This window comes from Nocardia sp. Marseille-Q1738 (assembly GCF_965283145.1).
Genome location: NZ_CBDIMS010000010.1, coordinates 203279 through 230172, shown reverse-complemented (window position 1 = coordinate 230172; position 26894 = coordinate 203279). Strand labels below are relative to the sequence as shown.

At 63.9% G+C, this 26894-nt stretch carries 22 protein-coding genes and 6 pseudogenes; 18 read left to right on the top strand and 10 right to left on the bottom strand.

The features are described 5' to 3' along the window. Positions 1-182 precede the first annotated feature (182 nt). Together ACWPXK_RS28930 and ACWPXK_RS28925 are read left to right on the top strand one after the other, a co-directional pair. A complete protein-coding gene (locus ACWPXK_RS28930; RefSeq protein WP_454199327.1) occupies positions 183-539 on the top strand; it encodes a hypothetical protein in 357 nt (118 codons plus the stop codon). A 185-nt stretch (positions 540-724) separates the two neighbouring features. Continuing rightward, entirely contained in the window at positions 725-1609 is an 885-nt protein-coding gene (locus ACWPXK_RS28925) for a hypothetical protein (protein ID WP_454199326.1), read from the top strand. 523 nt (positions 1610-2132) lie between these two features. Here the strand turns inward: ACWPXK_RS28925 and ACWPXK_RS28920 are convergent. After that, positions 2133-3533: a DEAD/DEAH box helicase gene (locus ACWPXK_RS28920; RefSeq protein WP_454199325.1), complete on the bottom strand. Its 1401-nt coding sequence runs from the start codon at positions 3531-3533 to the stop codon at positions 2133-2135. A 585-nt stretch (positions 3534-4118) separates the two neighbouring features. Further along, a complete protein-coding gene (locus ACWPXK_RS28915; protein ID WP_454199324.1) occupies positions 4119-4760 on the bottom strand; it encodes a TetR/AcrR family transcriptional regulator in 642 nt (213 codons plus the stop codon). Positions 4761-4995: 235 nt separating this feature from the next. Between ACWPXK_RS28915 and ACWPXK_RS28910 the strand changes: the two genes are divergently transcribed. Further along, positions 4996-5505 (top strand): hypothetical protein, encoded by a 510-nt coding sequence (locus ACWPXK_RS28910; RefSeq protein WP_454199323.1) that lies wholly within the window; start codon positions 4996-4998, stop codon positions 5503-5505. Between the two features lie 152 nt (positions 5506-5657). On the opposite strand, the gene ACWPXK_RS28905 is transcribed toward ACWPXK_RS28910, so the two are convergent. Both ACWPXK_RS28905 and ACWPXK_RS28900 read right to left on the bottom strand, forming a co-directional pair. Continuing rightward, positions 5658-5870: a hypothetical protein gene (locus tag ACWPXK_RS28905; protein WP_454199322.1), complete on the bottom strand. Its 213-nt coding sequence runs from the start codon at positions 5868-5870 to the stop codon at positions 5658-5660. Between the two features lie 951 nt (positions 5871-6821). Further along, positions 6822-7157 carry a hypothetical protein gene (locus tag ACWPXK_RS28900; protein WP_454199321.1) on the bottom strand — a complete coding sequence of 112 codons (336 nt, stop codon included), beginning with the start codon at positions 7155-7157 and terminating at the stop codon, positions 6822-6824. 314 nt (positions 7158-7471) lie between these two features. Between ACWPXK_RS28900 and ACWPXK_RS28895 the strand changes: the two genes are divergently transcribed. The 8 genes and pseudogenes from ACWPXK_RS28895 (at position 7472) to ACWPXK_RS28860 (ending at position 12794) form a co-directional block, all read left to right on the top strand. Then, a complete protein-coding gene (locus ACWPXK_RS28895) occupies positions 7472-8089 on the top strand; it encodes a hypothetical protein (protein WP_454199320.1) in 618 nt (205 codons plus the stop codon). Between the two features lie 350 nt (positions 8090-8439). Then, positions 8440-8584: pseudogene (locus ACWPXK_RS28890) on the top strand (translation initiation factor IF-2 N-terminal domain-containing protein); the annotation flags it as partial. Next, the gene (locus ACWPXK_RS28885; protein WP_454199352.1) at positions 8578-9111 is read left to right on the top strand and encodes a helix-turn-helix domain-containing protein; all 534 of its coding nucleotides are present in this window, start codon (positions 8578-8580) and stop codon (positions 9109-9111) included. The pseudogene ACWPXK_RS28890 and the gene ACWPXK_RS28885, both read left to right, overlap by 7 nt. Positions 9112-9375: 264 nt before the next feature. Then, a complete protein-coding gene (locus tag ACWPXK_RS28880) occupies positions 9376-9570 on the top strand; it encodes a hypothetical protein (protein ID WP_454199319.1) in 195 nt (64 codons plus the stop codon). Positions 9571-10463: 893 nt separating this feature from the next. Next, entirely contained in the window at positions 10464-10808 is a 345-nt protein-coding gene (locus ACWPXK_RS28875; RefSeq protein WP_454199318.1) for a WXG100 family type VII secretion target, read from the top strand. Next, positions 10808-11113 carry a WXG100 family type VII secretion target gene (locus ACWPXK_RS28870; RefSeq protein WP_454199317.1) on the top strand — a complete coding sequence of 102 codons (306 nt, stop codon included), beginning with the start codon at positions 10808-10810 and terminating at the stop codon, positions 11111-11113. Before ACWPXK_RS28875 ends, ACWPXK_RS28870 begins: the two co-directional genes overlap by 1 nt. A 15-nt stretch (positions 11114-11128) precedes the next feature. Then, positions 11129-12400 carry a hypothetical protein gene (locus ACWPXK_RS28865; RefSeq protein ID WP_454199316.1) on the top strand — a complete coding sequence of 424 codons (1272 nt, stop codon included), beginning with the start codon at positions 11129-11131 and terminating at the stop codon, positions 12398-12400. Positions 12401-12425: 25 nt separating this feature from the next. After that, positions 12426-12794: a hypothetical protein gene (locus ACWPXK_RS28860; RefSeq protein ID WP_454199315.1), complete on the top strand. Its 369-nt coding sequence runs from the start codon at positions 12426-12428 to the stop codon at positions 12792-12794. Here ACWPXK_RS28860 and ACWPXK_RS28855 read toward each other — a convergent pair. Together ACWPXK_RS28855 and ACWPXK_RS28850 are read right to left on the bottom strand one after the other, a co-directional pair. Next, positions 12693-13172: a DUF2510 domain-containing protein gene (locus ACWPXK_RS28855; protein WP_454199314.1), complete on the bottom strand. Its 480-nt coding sequence runs from the start codon at positions 13170-13172 to the stop codon at positions 12693-12695. The genes ACWPXK_RS28860 and ACWPXK_RS28855 overlap by 102 nt on opposite strands. A gap of 154 nt (positions 13173-13326) precedes the next feature. Next, positions 13327-15321 (bottom strand): UvrD-helicase domain-containing protein, encoded by a 1995-nt coding sequence (locus ACWPXK_RS28850; protein WP_454199313.1) that lies wholly within the window; start codon positions 15319-15321, stop codon positions 13327-13329. Positions 15322-16138: 817 nt separating this feature from the next. On the opposite strand from ACWPXK_RS28850, the gene ACWPXK_RS28845 reads away from it, so the two are divergent. The 4 genes and pseudogenes from ACWPXK_RS28845 to ACWPXK_RS28830 all read left to right on the top strand — a co-directional run bounded on the left by ACWPXK_RS28845 (position 16139) and on the right by ACWPXK_RS28830 (position 19903). Continuing rightward, complete coding sequence (locus ACWPXK_RS28845; protein ID WP_454199312.1) at positions 16139-17065, top strand: restriction endonuclease; 927 nt, start codon at positions 16139-16141, stop codon at positions 17063-17065. A 144-nt stretch (positions 17066-17209) separates the two neighbouring features. After that, a complete protein-coding gene (locus ACWPXK_RS28840; protein WP_454199311.1) occupies positions 17210-17683 on the top strand; it encodes a hypothetical protein in 474 nt (157 codons plus the stop codon). Between the two features lie 149 nt (positions 17684-17832). Then, positions 17833-18733, top strand: a pseudogene (locus ACWPXK_RS28835) (IS5 family transposase). Between the two features lie 36 nt (positions 18734-18769). Next, entirely contained in the window at positions 18770-19903 is a 1134-nt protein-coding gene (locus tag ACWPXK_RS28830; RefSeq protein ID WP_454199310.1) for an IS701 family transposase, read from the top strand. Positions 19904-21652: 1749 nt separating this feature from the next. On the opposite strand, the gene ACWPXK_RS28825 is transcribed toward ACWPXK_RS28830, so the two are convergent. The 4 genes and pseudogenes from ACWPXK_RS28825 to ACWPXK_RS28810 all read right to left on the bottom strand — a co-directional run. After that, the gene (locus tag ACWPXK_RS28825; RefSeq protein WP_454199309.1) at positions 21653-22048 is read right to left on the bottom strand and encodes an integrase core domain-containing protein; all 396 of its coding nucleotides are present in this window, start codon (positions 22046-22048) and stop codon (positions 21653-21655) included. A gap of 421 nt (positions 22049-22469) precedes the next feature. Then, positions 22470-22667: a hypothetical protein gene (locus ACWPXK_RS28820; RefSeq protein WP_454199308.1), complete on the bottom strand. Its 198-nt coding sequence runs from the start codon at positions 22665-22667 to the stop codon at positions 22470-22472. A gap of 126 nt (positions 22668-22793) precedes the next feature. After that, positions 22794-23585: pseudogene (locus tag ACWPXK_RS28815) on the bottom strand (IS5 family transposase). Between the two features lie 99 nt (positions 23586-23684). Then, a pseudogene (locus ACWPXK_RS28810) lies at positions 23685-24041 on the bottom strand (transposase); the annotation flags it as partial. Between the two features lie 43 nt (positions 24042-24084). Here ACWPXK_RS28810 and ACWPXK_RS28805 point away from each other — a divergent pair. The 3 genes and pseudogenes from ACWPXK_RS28805 to ACWPXK_RS28795 form a co-directional block, all read left to right on the top strand. Next, positions 24085-24375 (top strand): annotated as a pseudogene (locus tag ACWPXK_RS28805) (transposase); the annotation flags it as partial. A 189-nt stretch (positions 24376-24564) separates the two neighbouring features. Beyond that, positions 24565-25661 (top strand): annotated as a pseudogene (locus tag ACWPXK_RS28800) (IS110 family transposase). A gap of 35 nt (positions 25662-25696) precedes the next feature. Continuing rightward, positions 25697-26617 (top strand): IS3 family transposase, encoded by a 921-nt coding sequence (locus ACWPXK_RS28795; protein WP_454199307.1) that lies wholly within the window; start codon positions 25697-25699, stop codon positions 26615-26617. Positions 26618-26894: the final 277 nt, after the last annotated feature.

Genomic DNA, 26894 nt, shown 5'->3' with positions numbered 1-26894 from the left:
TCTAATCGTGAATATGCTGCACATACACGTTGGCGAACCGGTCACTTGTGAAATTTCGTACTAAGCGTCAGCGCACTCTTACTTATCGGAACTGCCCACGACGTCATGGAGCAGCTCGATGCGGGGCATCTATCCAGGTCAAGAACCGGGCAGCGCTCGAGGCGGGCACCGACCCGGCTCTTGTGGCGGGCTGGACCCAACAGGTCCAACGCGAACGCCAGGCCACCGCGGCACAGCTCACCGCGCTGGAAGCCGAGCAACGCGCGGATCACCACATGAACAAGGAGGAGATCCACCAACTTGTGACATCACTGGGCGGGCTGATCCACATACTGAAGGCGGCTGACCCCACCGACAAACTCGAGGTCTACCGGCAACTCGGCCTGAAGCTCACCTACGACCATGAAAAACGGGTGGTCGTGGCAGTAACTGCTCCACAACCACCCGTGTGCGTAGTGTCTGTGTCCGGAGGGGGAGTCGACCACTACGCACACGCGCTTCATCGACGACAGGTACTGGCCGTGGGTGTGAGTGCCTGACTGCCGTGTCCGTCCGGTCGGGTTGGTGCGCCATCGATAGCCGCCCCGGCACCGAAGATATTCAGAGCCGACGACCGGATCGAAGTGTCCTACCCAAAGACTATCCTCGAACGGCTACAGCAGCCCGACGGAGTTGACGCCAGAGACAGAGCTGCCCGACAGGCGTGGCTCACTAGGCTGGCTGGGTGGAGTTCACAACGGATTTCGAGCGTGGTGGGTGGCTGCTGGCGCGCGTCGGCGAACACGGGGTCGGCGGCGTCGCTGGTACCGGCTTCGAGGCTTATGCGCGGATCCTGCACCCGGTCGAGGCGACCCGCCGCGACGTCACGGTCACCGATGAGTGGGGCAATCCCGAGATCGTGGAGGAGGCGATGTGGCCGTGGGCCGAGGTCGCCGTGCGCAACGGCAGAGTGATGCATCCGCTGGTGCAGTGGCGCAACCTCACCGACGGTGAGGACGAAGCGGCGATGTCGTTCGACGACGGCTGGGAAGTCGGCCAGACCGTCGAGGGGTGGTTCGACCCGAGCCTGCTGGCCGCGCTCACTGTCCACCTTCGCGCAGCCACCGAGGCACCGGAAGAGGTGACGGCTGGAGTTTGGAATGGATTCGGCGAGCTGAACACATCCTCGGGTGCGGTGTTCGTCGCGTCCACCGACGGCGATCCGCAGAACCTCGAGCGCGACCGAGCTCGAATCGACGCTGAGCTGGCTGCCTCTGTCGCGCCGCAGGTCAGACGGGCGGTCGAGGCAGGGCCTTTCCTGCGGTGGCCGGGACGCGACTTCATGCTGTTCGACACCAGTCTCTCCGAACTGGCCGACCCCAGCTGGGTGCATGCGGCGGGCCTGGGCTGGACGACCGACTTCCCCGGAGTGATGCCCCAGCTGCTCTGGCCCGCCGACCACGCATGGGTCGTGGCCAGCGAGATCGACTTCGACTCCACGATCGTCGCGGGCTCACGGGCTCTGATCGACGCGGTTGTGGCCGACGATCGTTTCGAGGCCTTCGAGATCGCCGAGGAATCGGATCTGAGCTGGTACGGCGACACAATCAACCCCGCGCCGAAGGACTGAGAGGTCGGCGAGAGCTCGACCAGGGCGTGCAAGCGAGGTCCACGACGATCTCACGAACAGGGCGGCAGTACTCATGGAGTCGGCGGCCGCACGCCCCGAGCCGGCTCAGTAATCCGCGCGAGGAGCAGTGGTCGGACGGCGACCGATGATTGCACCCACGCCGACACCCGCGGTCCGGCCTTGGTCACGTCGAAAACCCCGGCGTACACACTGTGCCGCCATATCCTGTTTTTCCGAGCCGGAGCCAATTCCCCATGCTCCCAGGGCAACGGGCGTCCGTGGTAGATCGCACGAATCCCCTTCTTGGGATCGACCGGATCGACCTTCGGCGGGCTGAAGTACTCTACTGCCCGCCAGTACCGCACGATTCGCGCCTGCCGCTCGCACTCTTCGCTTCTGCGCTCCATCAAGCCCCGCCAGATTAAATCGGCTGTCGCACTTGATAGAAAGGATTCGCCGGCGATGCTCAGCGCCTCGGCGATCTCGGCATAGGCTGGTCTGGGGGAGCGACCGAAAACGGGCCCTATGCGGCCGTTCCGCGCGCGGAGTGAGCGCGCGGCTTGGCGCGCGGCTGCCGTTGCGCCGCACTGCCGTTGCGACGGCCGCTGCCTTGGCGCGGTCCGTCATTGCCCCTGCGCGGTCCGCCATTGCCTTGGCTCGGTCCGCCACTGCTACGGTACGGTCCGCCGCTGCTGCGGCGGTCGTCGTCACGTGCCGCCCGCTCGCTGTAGGAGGGCGCGACGAATGGGGCGATCGTGCCGGCGAGCTCGGCCACCACGGGCGAATCGGCGGTGACCCGTTGCGGGGTCACAGTGATCTTGGCCTTGCGCATGAGGTCGGCCAGGTCGCGTCGTTCGCCGGGCAGCACCAGGGTGATCACTTCACCGGAGTTGCCCGCCCGCGCGGTACGGCCCGAACGGTGCAGGTACGCCTTGTGTTCGGCGGGCGGATCAACGTGCACGACCAGCTCGACACCGTCGACATGCACCCCGCGCGCGGCCACATCGGTCGCCACCAGCACCAGGGCATCGCCGGCGGCGAAGACAGCGAGGTTGCGGTCGCGGGCGCCCTGCGAGAGGTTGCCGTGCAGATCGACGGCCGGGATTCCGGCGAGGGTCAGCTGCTTGGCCAGTTTGCGAGCCTGATGCTTCGTACGCATGAACAGGATTCGCCGACCAGAGCCCGAGGCGAGCCGGTGTACGACCTCACGCTTGGCTTCGACGCTCGCGGTTTCGAAAACGTGATGGGTCATGGCGGCGACCGGAGAGTTCGCCTCATCGACGGAATGCAGCTTGGCATTCGGCAGGAAGCGGCTGACCAGCTTGTTGACGCCGTTATCCAGGGTGGCCGAGAACAGCAGGCGCTGACCGTCATTCGGGGTAGCCGCGAGAATGCGGGTCACGCCTGGCAGGAACCCGAGGTCGGCCATGTGGTCGGCCTCGTCGATAACGGTGACCTCGACGGCATCCAGGCAGATCAGACGTTGGTTCATCAGATCCTCGAGCCGGCCGGGGCAGGCGACGACAATGTCGACACCGCCGCGCAGCGCCCGGACCTGCCTGTTCTGCGGGACCCCACCGAAAATCGTGGTGACGGTCATGCGATAGGCCGCGGCGAGGGGTTCCAGCGCGGCCGCGATCTGGGTGGCCAATTCCCGAGTCGGCGCCAGCACCAGGCCGGTCGGGCGGCTCGGTGCGCGCCTACCGGCCAGACCGCCGCCGAGACGGTTGACCATCGGAATGGCGAAGGCGAGCGTCTTGCCGCTGCCGGTCCGGCCACGGCCCAGCACGTCGCGTCCGGCCAGCGAATCGGGCAGGGTGTCGGTCTGGATCGGAAAAGGTTCGGTGATCCCGGCGCGAGTCAACGCCTTCACCAGCGGTGCGCTCACGCCGAGCGCGGTAAAAGAGATGTCAGCAGAACTCATAGGTGTTGCGGTGCCTTTCGGGCATCAGGTGGTGCCCGAGCAGTCTGCGGACCTTCCGGGTCCGCGCCGGGGCACGAAATGGCGAGATTGCCGATGGGCAAAATCGATCGCCGTAAGAAGAGCGGATGCGGCAAGCGCTGATTTGCGAAGCGAATGCGATCTACGACGCTTGGCGTGACAGGTCACGCACTTGATCGACAATAGCCTGTGATGGGCGGTTCGTACTCATCGGGTGAGATTTCTCGCCTCTGCCAGGGCTGGACCGCCAGGCTCGTGTTCGTCCGCCCTGCGACAGCGGATCCTCGGACACGCCGTCGCCCAGCTGCGTACGGCGCCCGACCTCGCTGCCGTCCCGGTGGCGGTCGAACTCCGCATCGCAGGCCGGGCCCGCACGCAGCGAACAAGACGACGCGATCGACACCTACGTCCGCTGGAGCAACCAGCACGCCGGACCCATCCGCGACTTCGCCGTTGGATCCGAGATACGCACCCGGATTACCTACTGAACGTTGCGTGACGCAGCACTATCGATATCGTAGGCGAAGTCATGGCTGAAGGGGCCGGTCCTCGGTAACGTCCATGAGGTCATGGTGTCTTCGTGTCGGGATACCCGGTGATGCCGCTGAACATCAACTCGACTGCCGCTGTGATCGTGCGATTGCGTGTGTCCTGATCGAACGCCGGGTTCATTCCTGTCAGAGCGGTCCCGAAGATCATGCCGACGACGGCGCGGGCGGTGGCGGCGGTATCCAAATCGGTTCGCAGGTAGCCCTGTTCGCAGCCGTGGTCGAAGTAGGCGGCGGTGAGCGTGGCGGCGAGGTCGAAGATGCCGAAGATTCGCAGTTCGAGTTCCACGTCCACGCTAAGGCTTTCGATGAGCAGCAAGCGCACGACGCGCAGGTCAGCGGTGATATCCCCGAGCGCGGCGGCAATGCGGTCCACCTGAGCTCGGTATTCGACGAGCGTTCGGGCGGCCTCGGGGGCGTTCTTGGCGACCACTACCGCCTTCGATCGCTCGATCACGCTGTCGATGACGGCGTCGAGTATTTGACGTTTGGACTGGAACTGTCGGTAGAAGGTCGAGTGACCGATACCGACCCGTTCGGCGATCTCGGCGACCCCAGCGTCGTGGTAGCCGCGTTCGGCGAACACCTCGAAGGCCGCCTCGAGGATCTCTTCTCTCAGCGCTTGTCTGCGGCGGTCGGCCCACGCTTTGGGTCTGGTCATACCAGAAAGGATACTTGATTCTAAACCGGAATGATGATTCCCTAGTGGGTGTAGGAGTCCAATATTTTGGAAAGGGCAGGTCATGACCACATCGACGATGTCGTCCGCGGTAGCCGAGCGAGTCGCTCGACTGCGCACGCTAGCCGAAACCGATCCTCAGGCCGCTCAGGACGCGGCGTGGGCGTGGTTCACACGCATTGGCGCCCAGTTGCCGGATCATGCGGCCGAGCTGGAATTGGCGCAGCTGTTCGCGGCCGGAGATGTCGCTGACATCGACGGGCAGACCGAGGGCAAGCTGGTCGGTTTTCTGAATCCGACCGATGATCTGCAACGAACCGGCCGGGTGATCATCACGCTGGGCAAGGTCGTCACCGGCACCCTCGGGCTGATGCCGTGGCTGGGTAAAAAGTTCGACAAGTCCGCCCGGCGCGGCACCAACACCCTCTCCGGGCTGGCGTTCATTCTCGCGGCGGTCTTGGCCCCGAAGTACCGGCTGCGCCGCAACGGCAGCCATTGGGAGGGGTTCGAGATGCTCAACCGCGTCGAACCCAGCGTCGTGTCCCCGCAGACTCAGGTGCTGGTCCTCGATTACGAAACCATTGGCACCAACCCATGGCCGATCAACCAGATTCGTGATGAGGCCGTGCAGATCGTTGCCGGTACGTATCTGGGCGCGAAACTGCTGCACCAGGAAAGCGGTTACCGCCAGCTCGCCTACTGGGCTGCCAGAGTTCCGGTCGCCTGACGAGCGCGCACGAGATCGGCCGCCGTCTGCTGCCGGATTACCAGCGCAATAACGATCAACGCCAACCCGAGCACCGACACACCTGTATGTTCGATCGCAGGTGCAGAATTGCCGCCTCGGCGGGTGATTGTCTCCATCCGCCGATGACGCATTCACCAACTTCCCGGTCGTAGTGCACCTCGGCCCGCCAGAATCGCCTCCCGGACCATAGTGGTCACCACGGCCGACGGCTCCAGGCATGTGCCCAGGCGCCAGTCCAGGACGGTGACGATGATCTTGTCCAGGACGCGGCTGCCGTCACCCACGGTGCAGATCCCGTAGACGACATCACCGTCGGCGGGCCGCACCGTCGGGGTGGTCAGCAAGGACCGTGGATGAGTTCCTGCAACCGCGACTGCGGCGGAACCACAGCGGTGATCATCGGCGATCACACCCGCCAGCAAACTTTTCCGAGGGGCGCAACTGTCGTGATTGGCAAGATACGACACGAATCGGCGCAGGTCAGATAGTGTCTCCACTGGTCGGCTCCCGTGTGTGCGAGGGCCCTCGCACACAGTGCGCGGAAAAGTGTCACGTTTGACGGGAATCTGTGCGCGAGAGGGGAGTCGCACACCCGAATTGTGGCAGATTTGCACACTTTTCGTGTCCATGGCGTCACCATACACATCTTTCGTGCCCGTGGCGGTCATCAGACACCTGCGTGAGATAGACATACTCCGCTACGGGTTTGCTGAAATATCCTGCATTGCAATGCCGTTGGTTGGCGCCGCCGGTGTGTACAGATACGTGCAAACCCTTCCGGATCCGAGGTCCGGTGCGGACCACATTCTTCCGATCGGGCGTCGATGTGGGAGAGTCCGCGCCCATCTGCCGGACGCAATCATGTGTAATTGCCACGCATTTGAGCATTCCGCCCTGTCGGTCTGTCGTCAATGGTTGGAAGACACCCATTTTGGGTGCCTTTTGGGTCCTCACAGGCCGAGGCCATGACGCATGGATCCGTTCCAACGACATCGACTGGGACGTTTTCGAATCGTGAGTTCGAACCAGGGGTGCAGGAGCCGGGCCCCAGCACACGTAGCAGGTGATCTCAGTGAGGTAGCTGATTCTGCGCCTCGCCGGCAACGAGTGCCTGCGCCCGGACACCCCGGTTCCATCGAACTGGCGGCGCGCCCAGTCTGATTCGCACGGCTGGTGCGCGCTGGCACTGGGGTGACTCGTATCCGGGATCCCAGCCGCCCCGGTTCCTGCGAGTCGGCGGGTCGACTCGTCGACGTCGTTGCTGGCGCGGCCGAGAGGCGGCTTCGGATCTCGGTTCAGGACGCCTTACGGTTGTCGTCGTTCTCGTGCTGCGCGATCACGGCGAGGAGTTCGCGAACCCACGCTGGGCGCTGCTCACCAGCCCCGGCCGTGGCGATGTCGCGTTCGATCAGTGAGCGGATGTAGGCCGACTGCGACATGCCGAGGTTCGCGGCGCGGCGCTTGCACGCCTGATCGAGGTCACGGGTCAACTTCACCGATCGGGGGATGAGGACCGGTTCGGTGTCCGGACCGGTCTCGATCGGCGGGGTGACCGGCTCATCGGTGAACTCGAGGCGCTCGGTCATCGCCGCCACCTCGGCGAGGCTCATGTTCAAGAACGGATCAGTCATTGCGGGTCGCCTCCCACTTCTCGAAGTCCGCGGCTTGGTCGGCGGTTCTCACCGGCCGCAATCACCAGCAACTCGAATGGAGCCACTTCCCTGACCGCGGACCTGTCACACTGATAGCAGCACGAACCGCGTCGGGCAGCACCCAGATCGGGCCGCCCGTCGACGGACGCGGCCACCGTCGGCGTGCCGTGAGCACCTGGTCGACTTCCTCGCGGATCACACCCCGCAAATGCGATTCTGCCCAGTCAGGCAGCCAGTAGGGCATGGTGGGGCACCATACGCCCAACCCCCGACACGTCGGAAGGATGGTCCGCATGGCCGAATCCTCCAGCAGCACAAGTGGCTACATCACCCGCAGTCGCCAGCACGTTCACGTGCACGAGGTGCCTGAGCGGATCACGATCCGCGACGCAGTACGCGCGATGCAGAAATCGTTGCAACAGGACGAGGACAAGATCACCGCAGCGATCGACAGCGGCCGGTCCTACTACGTCGGCAAGAAGATCCACGCTGCAGACTGCCTGACCTTGAAGGGTGTGCTGTCGCCGACAGCTTCTTCGTTCTGGGTCACCGAGACCGACGACCCAAAGGTGATCGAGGCGAACTACGCAGAGGTCATCGACGGCATTGGTAGCGGCGGGTGGTACCTATCGGGTCGCCTTGTCACGCGCGAGGAAGCCTCCCGAACGGCTCTGAAGCGTTGCCGAACCTGTGCGCCCGACGTGGACCCCCGCGTGGCGGGCCAGCGCCCCAAGAAGGTCGCCGGTCCCGGCGCCAGCGACCTGGGCCGCCTGCTCGACGGGCACCCCATCCAGTCCATCATCTACGAGCCCGGCGTCGTGATCGTCCGCACGAGCGGAACCTCTGCACCGGTTCGACCCGGCCGCGACTGTGCTTCTCGAACCCGCACCCAGCCACCCGGCAAAGGATGAGAGCCGGGCCGATCAAGACCAGCAACCGGCCGATTCAGACCTCCGGTAGGTGTGAAGCGGTCGAGCCTCGATGAGTCGGGCAGTAGCGAGGGGAAGGATCGCCAGGACGAGTTGACAACTCGTCACACGCAATGCACAATAGTCCTTGTGGCATTTTTTTGCGCCCAAAATCAGATTTGCCCCGGACTCTTCCGGGGTTTTTTTATGCCCTGAACAGGGCATATATCGAATCAACCGGGGGTTCAAGCATCGCCCTGCAGTGGTTATTTGACGCACTGTCACACTCGTTTGACGCAGAATGTCACACTTAGAACGCTGGGCGTCATCCGCGCGCGAAGCAAAGGAGAGCAGTGGCAGGCAAGGTCCGCGTCTATGAGTTAGCCAAACAACTCGGTCTCACGACCCAAGACTTGCTCGCAACGCTCAAGGAGCAAGGCGAATTCGTGAAGTCGGCCTCATCGATAGTCGAGGCACCCGTCGCACGCCGCATGCGCGACTTAGTCGCCAGCGGAACCTACACCAGTCGGCGGAATCGGCTGTCGATGCCCGGCTACGCCGCCGCCGCTCCTCGGCCACATCCTGTGCCGGTGGCGGACCTGTCGACGCTGGAGGATGAGCCGCAGTTGGTCACGGCACGGCAGGCCTGGGCCATCATCGGAGTAAGGCCAGCGACTCTCCGCAAGTGGGTCTCTCGCGGCTATCTGCAAAATGTCGGCCATCGCGGCCGAGCAGCGCTCTACGACAGGGACGATCTCGAAAGAGTCCGGCTTCGGACACAGCGGAGGACGAACGCATCACCGTTCTGGCCGCAGCTCAGGGTGCCGACGCATTATTTCAGCCGATTGATCACCACCGCCGAAGCCGCCAAGCTTCTCGACGTTGCTCCATCGACTGTGCGTAGCTGGGTCACGCGGGGTCATCTCGTACCTGTCCGCCGCAGTCGTCGTGGCCACCTTTTTACAACCGGGAGCGTGCTCATGGCTGGGCGACGCACTGCGTCCGCGGACGAACTCACTACCTGATCTTCTCAACCGACCGCGACACATCAGGGCCCGCTCGACGAGCGGGCCCTTGTCAGGTCCGGCCACAAACTCCGCAGCGAACCCGCTGCGGTCCATGGCCCAGCGGCCCGCGAGGGCATCTGTGTTCACTACCCGGTCCGGCAATACCAGATCGGGTTTTTCATGCCTGTAGATCGGGCCCCCGAGCTCCGTGGCGAGTTTTCGCCGCGGTCAACTGCCTGTCCATCGCGTGGCAGGCCTCACCCCCGAAGCGGAGGTGGCGTCTTGGGTGATTCAACCCTGAACGCTATTGCTTCGCTTCTCCACCTTGGCGGCTGGCCAGCCGTTCTCGGAGTTGGGCTCTGGCGCCTGCCAGAGATCACGGACTTCGTTGAGCGGATCGTCCTGCCGTTGCTGCCCGAGTCGGTCTGTGACCGCAAGATTCGGCTGGCCAAGGTGGAGAAGCGGAAGAGCAAATAGCGCTTTAAAAACGCCTCACTTTCTTCGGGGGTCTACCTATAGGACTAAATATGCATAATTGCGCATATATCTATGCCAAAAGGGAATGCATCCTCTGCAAATTTGCAGAGGATGCATGTCAAACGGTGTCCGGAGGGGGAGTTGACCACTACGCACACGTGCTTCGTCGACGAGAGGTACTGGCCCTGGCGTAAGTGCCCTGACTGCCGTGTCCGACCGGTCGAACGGGTGCGGTATCGATAACCACCCCAAACCCGAAGGTGATCCGAGACGACGACCGGGTCGGTCTGCGGCGCCGGCGCGGCGCTCGGCGAGGGGGCCTGACCCGGTGCTGCCGAGTATCCGGCGAACGCCACCTCGGGTCTCGGTGCCCATGATCAACCGGAGGCAGTCGACGACACCAGCTACGACCCAAGGCGTTGAAACTCAAGCTAATACGACACTCCCATTCCGGGTGAGTCTGCCGACCGTGCGTCAAGCGCTGAGCGTTCTCCGCTTAGGAGGGCTGATTGAGTTCTGGCGTGGCATCGGCTCATTCGCCAAGTAGACCGGTCGCATCCAGCGCTCCGGATGGCGGCACTACGACCGAGCCCGAACCGATCAGCAGCTGCTCGCACCGCACCCGCGGGATGAAACCCTCTACGCTGGAATAGGGTTCGCTTCTTCGCATCTCGCCGAACTCTTCCCCGAGGGCACAACCCAGGTCGTGACCCGACGCGAGCACCTATTCGACAAGGAGACAGGGCGGCATGAGAGTATCGCGAACACCGTTGACCGAACCTATGCCGGTCCGCCCCCCAGACTGTGACTGACGGCACAATCTCACCGAGGAACCAGATAGAACCCACCTGCGTACAACCGCGTGATCCGCACCGACGTTCAAGGATTGCTGCATGACTGGCCAACCTGGCTCGACCACCAACGACTTCGCACTGGTGCCCGATGAAGTCACCGATGCAGGTCGGTACGTTCAGCAGGTCGCCAAGTCCCTCATCAACGGCCTGACTTCGCTCGACACGGACATCGCAGCGCTGCTCTCCAATTGGCGTGGCACCTCCGCCGACTCGTTCAGCGCGGGGTGGACCGAAACCAAGCAAGGCGCGGATACCATTCTCGACGCCTTGGCCGACCTGGCCGAACTGCTCGGTGTCACGAGCAAGACCCTCGACGATCAGGACCGGGCGCGGGCGGGTAGCACCGTCACGCTCACCGGTTCGCTGGACCTTCCGGAGTTGTGATGGTCGATAACGCTCAGCCCTATCGCGTCGACCTCGACGAGCTGCAACAGATTGTCGCCCGAATCTCGGGTTTCATCGGATTCCTCAACGACAGCCTCGACGGACTGCAGCAACGCATCTCAGCCGTCCAGCAGAACTGGAACGGTGCCGCCGCAGACGCCCAGGCCCAGGCTTTCCGGGAATGGCACACCGGGGCAACCGATGTCGCCGAAGGCATCGACACCATGCGTCAGGCCGTCCGCGACGCCCACGATCGATACACAGCCGCGATCTCCGCGAACCTTTCGATGCTGGGCAGGTCGTAACACCTGATGACGACCTTGGTAGTCGATCCCGCGGTGTATTCCTCGGCTGGCGCGTCACTGTATTCGTACGCAACCGCGTTCCAGCGGGCATTCTCCGCACAGATCGCCGCGCTGAGCGAGACCGCCAATATGGGCGGAAATGTGGGCGAATCCAAGGCATGGGCCACGTCCTACGATTCGACCGTCACCACGGCGATGAGTATGACCGAGCTGCTCGTCACCGCCATGGGCAACTACGCCGGGATCCTGAACCAGCTCGGCTACAACCACGCGCTCGCGGATTACGTTGCCGGCACCGGCCGACCGGAACCGGGACAACCAGCACAGTTGTCGCCAGCCTGGTCAGTCTGTCTCGTGCCGCCGCCCTCGGCAGGCGGGCCTGGTAGTGGCCTGTTCGACGATGTCGGGTTCGCGGTGTCGGCTCTCGAGGATTTCGGCGTTTCGATGCCCGACGGGGAACCGCACAATCTGCAGACTGCCGCTGAGGCGTGGGACAAGCTCGCCTCCGAATCGGGCGTGGGCAACCTGCCGGCCCTGCTGGACCAGCTGGCGAAGACATTCGAGAACGAGACCGCTCCCGACGCCGCATATGTCGACGAGGACATCCGGGAACTGAAGAAGTCCGCCGAGGGTGTGCTCACCCTCTACAAAGACCTCGCGCAATCCTGTCGCGCCCACCGCTCCGCGATCCTGGAGTTCCGTACGCAACTGGGCCAGCTGCTGGTCGATCTCGCCAAGGACCTCGCTCAGGAGGTCGCCGAGACCGTTGTCATCGGTGTGATCGCCGGCGCGTTGACGGCGGGATTCGGCGCGGCCGCAATCGCCGCTGCCAAAGCGGGCAAGCTCGCGGTGAAGATGAAAAAGTATGTCGACCGCGTGCTGGCCGCCAAACGCGCGGCCAAATTCGTCGACAAAGTCACCGAAACCGGCGACGACCTCGCAGCCAGGCGCGCCGAGCTCCAGCGCATCGCCGACCTCCTCGCACAGCGCACCGCCGATATCGCCAGGATCGCGCGCGACAAGCTGAAGAGCTCGCTGGATTACGCGCTCGACAAAGAGGCAATGGAGCATGTCTTCGTGCGGAAGCACAAACTAGATGGACTGGTGAAGTCACTGGGTGGCGAAGAAGCCACGATGACGAAGATCATCGAGAGCGTTCAAGGCGTTCCGGACGGCGTATATAATGGCTCGAATCCTTTGGTGCGCACAATCAATGGCCAAACCGTCCATATTCGCGGCGCAATGATCGACGGTGTCTTCAAAATCGGCACCGCATACATTCCATGATGTAGCGCGAGAACCGAGGAGATTGATGAGTAGTACACCGATTCCGCCGCGAGCGTTGACCGACCTCGAAACCAGCGTCGTCACCAAGCTGCTATCGTCGAACGCCCCCGGCGCATCCGAGTATCTGGCGCAGGTGCCGTATTCGCAGGTCGTCGCAACGTGGGGTGTCGGTTCACCTAGTGTCGACCTGGAGGTGCGGCCCGGTGCGGTGCAAGCATCCGGTTCGACGGACGGGATCTTCGCCAGCGGAGCGGTCACCGACCGCAACGGATCACCGATCGGCGAGGTCATTTTATGGGTCGAGAACGGCTGGCTCAGTGGAATCGAGTACGCCTGGTATACAGACGAACGCCCACACACGCTGCCCGAGCCTGGTCAGATCGAACTGCTTTAACGCAAGATGATGATTGGGCGAATTGCTAGGTTGGCTGGCATCGAAACCGGGGCAGGTGGATAGTCCCGGGGAGGAGCCCCGAGGGTGCACGCTTGCCGGCCAGCTGGCCCGGCATCGAGACGACGTGAGCGTCGGCCAGCTCCTGCGATTGTCGTTTCGCATAAGCACGGGTGCCGAACAGCGGGACCTTTGGGCCCGCGCGATACGCTGCTGGATCCGTCCGGTGATATCGACGGCAGAGACAGGCTTGCGGTCGCCGGTCCAGTCCGTGCCGTTCCAATACCTCAGAAGGCCCTCGTCCTCAGGGTCGGGATACCAGTTCGGTGGTGCGGTAGTCCCCCTTGCCGCAGTCGCTGTTTCGATGATGTCAGCACGCACCAACGTTCGGAGGGCCAACGCAGGGCTGCGTTCGGGCCGACTGGTGTCGAACCGGGGCGATCCGGAGGGTGCGGGTGCAGCGGCGAGTCAGGGACATCCGGCACTGCTACGACATCTGGATACGGACTCGCGTAGTAGACGCCGATGGTCGGCATCACCGTTCACTGTTGTCGGCTATTACGGGCAGTGCTCCGTCGACGATTCCGAGCCAGAGGTAGTCTCGGGCGCGGGTGACGGCGACCAGTTGACGGCGGGCGGCGAGTTCGTCGGTGTCCTGCTGTGAGGCGGTCCGGCGGCGGGGCCGTTCGCCTGGCAGGACCGGGCGGAAGACCGCCGGAAATTCCAGTCCTTTGGCGCGTTGGACGGTGCCGACCTTGACCGCGTCAATATAGCTGCCGTTGTAGTCTTCGAGCAGTTGGATCGGGATGCCCGCCGCTTTCAGCACCCGCAGGAAGCGATTTGCCTCGGTGTTGGTGCGGGTGATCACGGCGACGTGGCCGTTGGGTGCGCCGAGTGCGCGGATCGCGGTGATGAATGCGGCATCGAGCTGGTTGTCGGGTCCCTCCCATTCATCGACGTGCCCGCCATCGAGGACGCTGCGTGCGTCGCGCAGCGTCACACCGGTGCCGCCATCAAGGTCGTCCACCGTGTTGCGGGCGTCGATTCCCTTGGCGTAAGCGAGAATTGCGGCCCGATTGCGGTAATTGACGGCCAAGAGTTCACTACGGTTGCGAACGTCGAACCCGGCGTGCGACAGCCGCCAGCCACCGGGATATACCTGCTGTTGACCGTCGCCGACGAACAGCAGGGAATTGGGGGTATTGGCGGCAATCTCTCCGACCAGTCGCAAGCCCATCAACGTTACGTCTTGCACCTCATCGACGACTACCATCGAATACGGTGGGTCGAGCGGTCGTTGGCGGAGTTCCGCCAACGCTGCGGCGATCAGGTCGTTGGCGTCGAAGACTTCGCGCTCGCAGCGGATTCGCTCGTACTCCTCGAAGAGATTCCACACCAAGGGGCGCTGATCTTCACGACGCAGTGCCAAGCCCTCACGCCCGGTGCGTACCAGCGCTGCATAATCGTCGTAGTCAGTGATACCACGGCCTTTGATCAAGCGGTCGATCTCGTCTGCCCAGTATTCGAGGTTGGGCTCGATGTCGGCGAGTGGCCCGTTCTCCGCGCCCACATGCGCCCATGCCAGTGAAAGTGCTGTGCGCGCCCGCGCAGGTTCCATGCGCACCGGCTTGCCTCGCAGCCGCAGGAACTGGCTCGCCCACGCGTGCAGTCCGATGAACTCGACGCGATCAACGACTTCGGGGGCGAGCCGGGTGAATGGAGTTCTGTGGCAAGCAGGGAGTGAGCGCACGAAGCTGGTCAACAGCAGTTTGCCGGTGCTCTCTCGTGCGATGCGCGCCAGTCGATGCAGCGCCACCACCGTCTTTCCCGTTCCGGCCGGTCCGATGATGCGTGCGGGGCCGTTGTAGTTGCGCCGCACGAGACTCAGCTGATCCGGATCCAGGAACGACAGCCAGGTCAGCAGCGGTTCAGATAGGGCACGCTCGCGCTGATCGGCGATGGCATCGTTTTCCTCGAACAGTCCCTCCGCTTCGGGTTCGGAATCTGTGCCGGTCTCCGCGATGTGTACGGGACGATATTCGGATCTGTCGGCGACCGCTTTGGCGACCTGTTCGGCGTCACGCTGTTCGAGTACACGTCCGGTGAAGCACGCGCGGCGCAGCGTTCGTTCGTCGGCGACGACCACTCGATTGTCGACATGGCCCAGATCGGTGCCCACCGGCACGACCAATGCCACTCGAACCGTGTTCGCCACGAACACATTCGACCCGACCGTCAGCTTGTCGAACAGCCGTTGCGTGCGGGCACGAACAGCGTCGACCGTCTGGCTGGTCGGTGCGGTGGTCGTGAATATCAGTGCGAACACCCCGCCCCGGCCGACCAGCAGCGCATGCGCTCGGCCGGTCGGAACGTCGACGATGGGATCGCGCACCAGCAGATACGCCCCCCGCTCCATGAGCATGCCCGCGAACACACTCCGGTAACCCGGCGGAAGCCCTGGCACCGCATTGAGCGCGTCGTACACCTGTTGACGAAGAACCTCTTGCGAACGGTCCGAGCTGCGACTCACTTCTCCCACCCTTCCGCCCGCCGACCCCTGACAGGCACATCGCAAGAAGGCTACAGCCGCGCTCCAGGAGACGTTCGCCAATTGCATATGATGGCAACAGCTTTCGAGAAGGACGGCGCGCTATGCTCGCTTATTCCACACGTGTATGCAGGAGAACGATCGTGGTTCGTGAGACTATGTAACCTCGGCCGGTCCGCACTCGAAATACCATCTCACCGACCCACGATCAAGCGTATTGCGCCATACGGCTATGGCGGTGCTGCGAGAGGCTGTGGGTCCGGTGTTGTTGGGTCTGCTGATGCCGGTGCAGCCAACGCCGAGCTGGCACGGATGTACAACCGAGATTCACGGCTAGCTATCGGCCAAGATACGGTCTATCGCGGCGTTCCAGGCATCGCGGAGAAGTCCCCCCGGCTTGAAGTAGGAGGCCTGCTCGTTGGGGAAGGCCACGGCATCGCCCACGAGATCGGGAAAGTAGCCGTATGGGACGGATCAATCCCGGAGGTTACGCATCAGAACCACTTGATTCGTGTTCGGTGCCATGACGTGATCCATCAGCAGTTTGCCGCCTACTATCTGGATCCGCTGGAGAGCGTAGGCACCTTCTTCGCTCGGCGAAGACAACGTCGGGACTGAACATGATCAGTGCAGCGCAGGTGAAGTCGGCGCCGATTGTAGTGCCACCAACAGAAGTCTAGGGTCAGTTCGTGCAAACTGCGGAAAGCGTCATGTCGATGGGTGCGTGTCACCGCACCACCCTCGCTGAACTCGACCCCTTCTTCGCATCCTTCCAATCCCGCGCCTTCCGAGGCGAGCTGTGACCGCGCCGGTGTCGGCGATGCCGGTGTGGTCGGGCTTTCTCACGCCGGTGCTGGAAGTCCTTGCCGACGGCCACATCTGGCGTAAGCGCGACCTGCACACGGCGGTGGAGGACCATGTCGGGCTGACAGCTGAGCAGCGGGCCGAGGTGCTGCCGTCGGGGCAGGGGCGCGCTGACAACCGGATCGGGTGGGCGCTCAGCGGGCTGTACCGCGCGAAGCTCGTCGACAAGCCGGCCCGCGCTACCTTCGTCATCACCGATGCGGGCCGAGCTCTGCTCGCCGCTCACCCTGCAGGGATCACCGAGAAGATTCTGAAAGCGCTACCCGAGTATCAGGACTACACACCGGCGCGGACAGGCTCCTCGAATGGCGACGCCGTAGCCGACGCACATGTCGCCGACGAAGTAGTCGACCCACTCGAGCAGATCGAGCGTGGTGTCGAACGCCTCCATGCCGAGGTCGCCGCCGATCTGCTGGCACGGCTGCGCGGTCAGGATCCGGCGTTCCTCGAACACTCGGTACTCGACGTTCTCGTCGCCATGGGATACGGCGGCACCGAAGGCCGGGCCGCCCGGATCGGCGGGTCCGGTGACGGGGGAGTGGACGGCGTCATCGATCAGGACCCTCTCGGCCTCGAACGCATCTACGTGCAGGCCAAGCGCTACGCCGCGGACAACACCGTCGGTCGGCCGGAGATCCAGGCGTTCGTCGGCGCGTTGCACGGCGTCGGAGCTGCCCGCGGCGTCTTCATTACCACGAGCGCCTTTACGTCGGGTGCACGCGAGTACGCGCAGAACATCGGCACCCGCATCATCCTCATCGACGGCAGGCGCCTCGCTGAGCTGATGATCCGCTACGGCGTCGGCGTCCAGACGCGACAGACCTTCACGGTCGTCGAGGTCGACGAGGACTACTTCGAGTGACCCCAGGACTCCCATGCACACGCCACCCCTCCGCCAGCGACGAGAACTTTCGCCGAGCTACAGCAGGACCCGTTCTTCGACCCCCCAGTCGACCTCATCGCCGACTACCTCGCCGACGCGTTCGACGACCCCGCCGACGGGGAGGTGGACTGGTGGACGCTGAGTGCGCTACCCGCCACGAACAGGACCGCCGCGCGTCAGCGCCTGTTCACGCTGAATGTCGGGCCGATGGAAGTGCTGTATGTCGAGCGGTTCCTGGAGAGCAACGACATCGTGGACTACCGCATCACGATGTACATGTCGGAGTACGCGCCCACCGGAGAGACCCTTCGCACACTGGATCAGTTGGAAAACACCTTTCCACTGTTGCATTTTCAGCGCACCGGACTGGCCTCTGCGGGCGGCGACGGGATCGTCGTCGACTGGTTCGTCTCCGACGAAGGCGCCGCCGAGCAGTTCTTCGGCCTGCCCCTCGCCGCAGCGATCCGACGCCTCGCTGAGCTCCTTGTAACAAGGGGCGTGGACCGTACGCGCCGTATCACAACCGCGCCTTCGCCGCCGACGTCCTCGGGCGCATCAGCGGCGCCTGAGGATCAGTATCTACCGGATTCGACATGATCACTCAGCGGCCGCCCTCATGCCTCCGACCAACTGGTCGAAATCATTGGCTCCCTGCAGCATCGGTCACGAAGTCCTGTTGGAGTACTAGGTTCTGTCTCCCAATGAGGTGGATCGATCGGCCCCGTGGTCGGGGCCGATCGTGCATCATGTCGTCCGTGGCGACCGCGATCGGTGATCGATACCAGGTTCTGACCGACAAGCAGTGGGAACTGCTGGAGTTGCTGCTACCGAAGTCCGAGGGCCACGTGGGCCGTAATTTCGCCAACAATCGCCTGGTGGTGGAGGGGATGCTGTATCGGCTGCGCACCAGTCTGCCGTGGCGGGATCTGCCGGAACATTTCGGGCCGTGGCAGACGGTGTGGAAACGCCACCGCCGCTATGCCGCCGATGGCACCTGGGACCGGGTGCTGACCGCTCTGGTCGCCCTGGCCGACACCACCGGCGACCTGGACTGGGTTGTCTCGGTCGACTCGACAATCGTGCGGGCACATCAACACGCCGCCGGCGCGGCTGCCGACTCGGTGACCGGGCTATGAACCGGCCGACCATGCCATCGGGCGCTCCCGTGGTGGGCTGACCACCAAGATCCATCTCGCCGCCGACGGCGCCGGTCGCGGCCTCGCCGTGCTGCTCACGCCCGGTCAAACCAACGACTCGCCGCTGCTGCCGCCGCTGCTCGACGCGGTGGTGGTGCCGCGACTGGCCGGTGGGGCGCCGCGGCGCAATCCGGAGGTCGTGATCGCCGACCGCGCCTACTCGGCGGCGTCGAACCGAACTCTATTGCGCCGCAATCGTATCCAGACCGTGATTCCCGAACGCCGGGACCAGGTCGCCAACCGCAAACGCAAGGGCCGCGCAGGTGGGCGGGCACCGTGCTTCGATGCCGAGATCTACAAACGCCGCAATGTCATCGAACGTGCTTTCAACAGGGCCAAGCACTGGCGGGCGGTGGCCACTCGCTACGACAAGCTCGCGATCACCTATCGGGCCGGATTCGTCCTGGCCCTCGTCGTCGAATGGCTCAAATTATTGGGAGACACGACCTAGTACTGCAACGGCACTCGGTTGGAGTATTTTGCCTGTGTGGTTGTGGATGTCGTTGCAGCGGAGTTGGATTCGTTGCATGCCCGGATCGGCGGTCGGTTCACCCGGTCGGAGCCGCGGGCCAGGGCTCGGGATTATGTGACCGGTTTGGTAGCGGGGCTGGAGCGTAAGAATGGGTGGACGCTGGCGGAGCGTGCCGGTGAGGTGAGCCCGGACGGGATGCAGCGGTTGCTGCGGCGGGCGGACTGGGACGTCGATGGTGTTCGTGACGATGTGCGCAGCTATGTGGCCGATAGGCTCGCTGACCGGGATGGGGTGCTGATCGCTGATGACACCGGGTTCCTGAAGAAAGGGTTGCGCTCGGCTGGGGTGCAGCGCCAGTACTCCGGCACGGCCGGGCGGACGGAGAACTGCCAGATCGGGGTGTTTCTGGCCTATGCCTCCCGTCATGGCCATGCTCTGGTGGACCGGGAGTTGTATCTGCCGGAGTCCTGGACCGGTGACCGTGAGCGTTGCCGTAGCGCCGGAATTCCCGACGAGGTCGAGTTCGCGACCAAGCCGCGGTTGGTGATGGGCATGCTGGAACGGGCGCTGGCCGCGAGGGTGCCGTTTCGGTGGTTCACCGCCGACGAAGCCTATGGTCAGGTGAAATATCTGCGGTTCTGGCTCGAACAGCGCGACATCGCCCACGTGCTGGCCACCCGCCGCAACGACACCCTGATCACCACCAGGTGGGGCCAAGCCCGCGCCGACGAGCTCGTCGCCGCGCTGCCGGCTCGATCGTGGCAGCGGATATCAGCTGGCGCCGGCGCTCACGGGCCCCGTGACTACGACTGGGCGCGCGTTCCGATCCGGGTGTTGTTGGCACCCGGGCGCGGGCACTGGCTGCTCGCTCGGCGCAGCGTGTCCAACCCGGCCGAGATCGCCTATTACCTCTGCTACGGACCCCGTCGTTGCACCATTGCGGATCTGGCCTGGATCGCGGGCACCCGCTGGCGCATCGAGGAATGCTTCCAACAGGCCAAGAACGAAACCGGCCTGGACCACTACCAGGCGCGCAGCTGGCGGGCCTGGTATGCCCACATCACCCTGTCGATGCTCGCCCTGGCATGGCTCGCTGGATCCAAAGCTGTTGCGGCAAAAGGGGAACCAGCGACCGCGACCACAGCATGATCGCGCTCACATTACCGGAGATCCGCCGCCTGACCGTCGGCCTGGTCCTGAACACCGCCCGCAGCACCCGACAGCTCTGGGCCTGGTCGAACTGGCGCCGCCGACGCCAACACCAAGCCCGCCTATCTCACTACCGGCGACGAGGACATCTCCTCGAATAAGTGCCGTTGCAGTACTAGAGTCCTGCCCTGGGAGACAGAGCGCCCCTAGGCTGTGCAGAAATGCCTCCTGGACCGAGCCGGAAATCCGAAATTGCCACGTAAACGTGCCGGCCGGTGCTCAGCCACCCGTAAGATCCGAGGCTTCCATCAGCAGTGGTGACGTGGAATCCGGGCCAGCTGCTACTGGCACCTCGCGCAGCATCGAAATAATCTCCCGCCCGCTCACGGTACGACGACGTCCGTGTTGATCTGGGAAACGGGTATTCATCACAGTGCCAGACAGGAAGTGACAAAGCCTCTCCGCCCCGTATTTACTCGCTACCTCCGTGAAGTATGTGTCGGTGACACAGAGCTTCCGCGGTCGGCCGCGTGGCGAGAACAACTTGTCGTCCATCAGGCGGTGCAGGTCGACTGCGTCGATAGTCCAGGCCCAGTGGCAGAACCACGGTTGGAGCCTTTGAGTGGCGTGAGCGGTTCTCACATGGTGAAGGTTATTGCTAAAGAATCGCACATCGTAGCAGCACGCTTCACAGTGGCCGCCCCGGCATTCACCCAACGAGCACGGCCTGTTGAAGGGACGCTCGTCGTCATGTGGTTGTGTCAGAAACACGTATACAGCGGGTACTCCCTCGCGAAGATATGCATCCAGTTGCGTGCGATCTACCTCCGTGTACCAGCCATCGCTCGCCTCATCGATGACGGCTTTGCATTCGATAACCCATACCTCGCCTGCGGACGCCGCGATCTCGTGGTCCCAGGAGTCTCTGTACTGGGTAGGTGACCAGATCAAAGCGTGGGGGTGATGCCTGACGGTCTCGACTGCAAACAAGGAGTCGACTGTTCGCTCCGGAACCAAGCGTGATTTCACAACTGCTGGTTTCACCACCGCTTCAATCTCCTGCATATTCAACCATCACGGGTTTGCGGCCGCTTCGGTTCCGAGCCTGTGACAGTTGAACTGTCTTGACGATACCGATCCAGTCAGTCAGCCCTGGGTGGACCACTCCAACACTTAGACTATGTCTCACGTCGCTGATTTCGCCTTCGCGAGTTTCTTGTAGTCGGTCAGTGCTGCGGCGAGGGTGAGGAGCCCAGGAAGTGGGTGGCCTTGCGGTCGTAGCGGATGTTGAGCCGGTGGTAGCCGGTGTCTTGAGTCAAGATCTTGGCAGGATCTGGCCGGTCACATGGTTGATGCCATGGCTGTCGAGGACACCTGACTGCGTCCGGTATAGCCGATTACCGCGTCCTCTACGGCTGCTGGCCGTACCGCCGCCAGACCGTAGCTTCGAAAAGTTATGCCCGGCTCTCACCGCGACGGCGGTAACCACCGTTACGCCGATCAGCCCTGACGGCCCATGCCAGTGCAGCGCAGAGGCCGCCGAACATTATGCCTCCAGCCAGCAAGATTCCCACGCCGACAATGGCGGTAGCGAGCACAGGAGTGCCGAAGCCGAAGTACACGGCGAACGGACTCGACAGCATTGCGCCGATGAAGCCCCCGATCAGGGCCACGACGAGGACAGGTCGGTCTTTCATGAATCCGACTCTAGTCTTCGAGCAGTCATTCACTCCGTCCAAGACACCAGCATCACAGACATCCGCACATGCCGCTTATCGAGTTTTTCCGCTGGTCGCAGCAGGTGAAGGCCGCGCTGGGCACTCGGTCGCCGAGCGCCTGGTGCGGCCTGACCGTGTTGTAGATGATCCGGAATCGGTGGACCTCCATGTCCAGGGCATCACCGTCGGCGATGACGCCGCGGAACAGGTGCTCGTATTTCAAGGTGCCGAAGAACCGCTCGATCACACCGTTGGTCTGTGGTGACCGGACCCGGGTGCGGACGTGCCGCAGCAGCGGGTCCGGCCCGGCGAACGCGGACTTGAACGCCTCCCCGCGGAAACAGGGACCGTTGTCCGATACCACCGCGATCGGTGCCGGTGCCATGCCGAGCAACTCCCCGGCCGGACCGATAACCTCGGCCACCACCGCCAGATGCCACCACCAGTGGTTTCGAATTCGCTGAAGTCGGTCTGCCAGACCCGGTCGCGCCTGGTCGGTGGATCGTGGAACACCTTGCGCCGCAGCATCGCCCACGACTTACGATCCGCACGAAATCCCTGTGGCAACAGCAGTCCGCGCCGCCGCCGCCGCAGGGCTCGCTGCACGGTCGAGGTGTAGACCTCGTAGCCGTCGGCACGCATCAACGCCGCGATCTTGCGATGCCCCCACGCCGGCCATTCCTCGGCGTGCTTGGACGCGATCGGTTCGAACCGCTCCACCTTCGGCGACGGCCACGGGCCATACGGTGGGTCACCAGCACGGAGCCGCGCCAGCCGTCGCCGGTAGGTGCGTTCCGGGGTGCCGGTCAGACGAGCGAACCTCGAAACCGGCAGTCCCTCTGCCGCTCTCAGGGCTTCGAGGTCAGCGAAGGGGCCTGATCCACCAAGGCAGCACCGTGCTGCCACACCCGCAACTGCACCGTCGCCTCCGCCAGGGCCAGCTTCAGCTGCTCGTTCTCCATCCGCAGCCGCCGCTGCTCCGGCGTGCCCTGCGCCCCGGCCGGACCGGACGGCACCTCGTCCAGCGCCTTCGTCCCGGCCTCCAAGGAACGCCTGCTTCCACTTCCCGACCGATGCCGTGCTCACCCCGCGCCGCCGCGCTGCCTCCGCGGCGCTCATTTCTCCGGACAGCACCGACAACACGACTCGCACCTTGTCCTCGAGCGGGATCTTCAACCGCCGTGACCTCGCCACAGACCGGCTCCTTCCTGGCTCGATGTGCTCGGAGCGTAAACCGAGCAACCCTGCCAGAAAGTTTGACGCGCCAGAGCGGCCAGCCAGGAGATCGTGCGTTCGATGACCCACCTGTGGCGTCCGAGTCGGTTGCTGGGTTCGATGCCTTTGCGGGCGATCCGGACGCCGATTCCCCGACCTCGGACCCATCGGCGTAGTTCGGTGTGGTCGTATGCCTTGTCGGCGTGCAGCTTCGCCGGTCGCCGCCTGCGCGGCCCGCGCCGCCGGGATGGCTGCCAATAGCGGGCGCAGCGATTCGGCGTCGTTGGTATTGGCCGCCGAAATGGCTACGGACAAGGGTTATCCCGGCGCGGTCGCAGAGCACGTGCAGTTTCGAGCCTGACTTGCCGCGGTCGACCGGGCTCGGCCCGGTCATAGCGCCCCTTTTTCGCTCGCACCGATGCCGCGTCGATCACCGCCCGCGACCAATCGATGAAGCCTTCGCTGCCCAGTTCGTCGAGTACAGCGCGATGTAGTCACCGCCACAGGCCGGCCTCGGTCCAGACGGTGAACCGGCGATGCGCTGTCGGAACAGTGACCCCGAACGACGGCGGCAGCATCCGCCACGCACAACCGCTGGTCAGCGCGAACACCACCGCGGTGAACACCGCCCGCTCATCGACCGGCGCGGTCCCGCCACCTTGGGCGCGGGGCTCGAACTTCGGCAACGAAGGCTCGACCAGTGCCCACAGCCCGTCCGGCACCAGGCACTGCGACAACACATCGACCACGACCAGACATCATGCAGCACAGCCGGTTCCGGCATACCACCAACGAATGACGACGACGTGGGAGTGTCCGATTAACGGCGGATCCGATCCCGGTGTTGGCTAGTTACCGGTCGGGGTGATCCGGCCTTCGAAGGTGATCGCGAAGGCGTTGAGGGCGGGTTTCCACCTCGCGGCTTGTTCGCTGGGGTAGTGACCTCGAGCGCGGATCGCGCGTCGATAGCGGGCATTGATAGACTCGATCGCATTGGTCGAGCAGATCACCCGCCGAATCTCCACGTCGTAATCGAGGAACGGCACGAACTCGCTCCAGGCGTTGTCCCACAACCGCACGATCGCCGGATACTGCCCGCCCCATTTCGCGGCGAACTCACCGAACCGTTCCTTCGCCGCGGCCTCGGTCGACGCGGTGTACACCGGCCGCAGGTCCTTGCTCATCTGATCCCAATACCTGCGGGTGAATCCTCCCGGCGTGTCCGGAGACTTCATCTGTTGAGGAAGGATGAAGTTCGTGAGATCGAAGAAGTACCCGCTGGAGTTGCGTGAGCGGATGGTCGCGGAGGTCCGTGACCAGTACGAGTCGGAGTGGGCTGCGATCGGGGTGGTCGCCGAGTTGCTGGGTGTCGGGACGGCCGAGACGGTCCGGAAGTGGGTTCGCCAGGAGCAGGTCGATGCTGGCGCGCGGGCCGGGGTGACCAGTGAAGAGTCCTCGGAGTTGAAGCGGCTTCGTCGGGAGAACGCAGAACTGAAGCGCGCCAACGCAATTTTGAAAATCTGCGTCGGCTTTCTTCGCGTCAATGTCAAGATCATGAGTGCCTGGCGGGGTTCGCTCTCTTCTTCGCTGCCCCAGCTGTGAATGCTGGTGGCTTGTCACGATGTGCGGCCTCGCCGGGCCCGACCGGCGAGGTGCGTGGCCTGATAGGAGCGCGCCGCACATGCCCGATTGACGCGTGCCCGTCCTCATCTGGTCGCATGAATCCAGTTGCGCGTCGAGAGGACCAAATCGTTGAGCCGTGTCGTGATCGGTGTTGACGCCCACAAACGCACTCATACCCTGGTCGCCGTCGATCCCGTGGGCCGCCGGTTGGCCGAGAAGACGATCGGAACGACCAGCGAGGATCATTTGAAGGCGGTCGAGTGGGCTGCCCAGTGGCCGGGTGCCCGCTTCGCGGTGGAGGACTGCCGACACGTCACACGCCGACTGGAACGGGACCTGCTGGCCGCAGCGTTCCAGGTGGTGAGGGTGCCGACCCATCTCATGGCTGCCGCCAGGCGCGGTAGCCGGGAGAAGGGCAAATCCGATCCGATCGATGCCCTGGCGGTGGCTCATGCTGCCCTGCGCGAACCCGACCTGCCGACCGCGCGTCTCGACGGCCCGGCGCGGGAGGTGAAACTCTTGTCGGACTATCGCCATACCTTGGTTGTCCAGCGAACCGAGCTGATCAACCGATTGCGTTGGCACCTGCACGAACTCGACCCCAGCCTGGAACTGCCCGCCCGCGGCCTGCGCCGCTACTGCGTGATCGACGACCTCGCCGAGCGATTGACCGCTTTCGACGGCCTGGTCGCGCGGATCGCTCGCGATATGACCGCGCAGTGCCGTGCGCTGACCGAACAGATCAACGATCTCGAACGTCAGCTCCGGGATCGGGTCCGGGTGCTGGCGCCGACTCTGCTCGCAGTCCCCGGCTGCGGGGTTCTCTCGGCCGCGGTGATCGTGGCGAAACCGCTGGAGCGCGACGCTTTCGCTCCAAGGACGCGTATGCGCGGTTCACCGGGACCGCACCCATTCCGGTGTGGTCGGGTCCCACCTCAGGCAAGGTGCGACTCAACCGCGGCGGTAACCGGTGGATCAACTGCGCCTTGCATATGATCGCGCTCACCCAGACCCGTGGCTTCGGGCCCGGCAAGACCTACGTCGACAAGCTCAAATCCAGCGGCAAGACCCGCACCGAAGCGATGCGGCTGCTGCGTCGGCGCTTGTCCGACGTCGTCTACCGAGCCCTGCTCGCCGACGAACAAGCAGCCGTGACGCCGCCCGCCGAATCAACGAAACCGGTTGCGCTGCAGGCGGCTTGACATAGGAGCATCCGGGAACTCGACCCGCGACACCGGTGATCGTCGGGTTCATCGATGAATACCGTCGGGTCTACGGTGTCGAGTCGATCTGTCGTGCGTTGCGCGCGCACGGAGTGCAGATCGCGCCGAGGACCTACCGCAAGGCCCGCCGTCGGCCGCCCTCGGCCCGCGATATCGCCGACGCTCACGTGGAGAACGCGTTACGAGATCTCGAGGGCAGGCCCGAGCAGATGTACGGGCGCCGCAAGATGACCCGCTATCTGCGTCGCCAGGGCCATGACGTGGCGTTCTGCACCGTCGACCGGATCATGCGTGAACTCGGGCTCCACGGTGTCGTGCGGGGCCGCAAGCATCGCACCACCATCCCGGCCAAGGATGGCGTGCGCGCCACCGACAAGCTAAACCGCGACTTCACCGCCGCAGCTCCGAACCTGGTGTGGGTCGCGGACTTCACCTATGTCTCGACGTGGTCCGGATGGGCCTACGTGGCGTTCGTGTTCGATGCCTACTCCCGCGCGATCGTCGGCTGGACCGCCGCGGCCACGAAGACGACCGCGTTGGTGTCCAAAGCGCTCAACATGGCCGTGTGGCGGCGTGAGTGCTACGGGCACCCGGTCGAGCCCGGCCTAATATTTCATACCGACGCAGGCGGTCAATACGTATCGGTGAAGTTCACCGAATCGCTTGCCTTGCATTGCTTGTCGGCTTTGATCGGATCGGTCGGCGATGCCTACGACAACGCTCTGGCAGAGTCGATCATCGGCCTGTTCAAGACCGAGGTGATCAACCGGCACGGCCCGTTCAAGACCCTCACCGAGGTCGAGTTCGCGCTCATGGAATGGTGCGACTGGTACAACAACGCCCGCCTGCATTCCCGCCTGGACTACCTGACGCCAGCCGAATACGAAGCTGCCCACTACTCTCAACAACCACCACGCCGACCGGCGCTGGTCTGAAACCGAAGCCGGTCTCTTACCCGTGACGGTTCACGGTCAGTCACTAGACAACAGTTCGAAGGTCAAAACTTGAGCTCGCTGTATGTCTTCCTAGCCATCGGGTAGATCATCTCGCTTCCCTGGTCTGAGACCAAGATCAAGCGCGTCCACGACCTGGGGTCAAGTCCCGTCAGGGCTGGAAGGGGCACTGACGTGGGGATCGATGGCTGCCGACCACGGGAACCGCTCATCCTGCTCCGGTGGCGGAAGCCTCGGATCGCCGATACCGATATCGGCG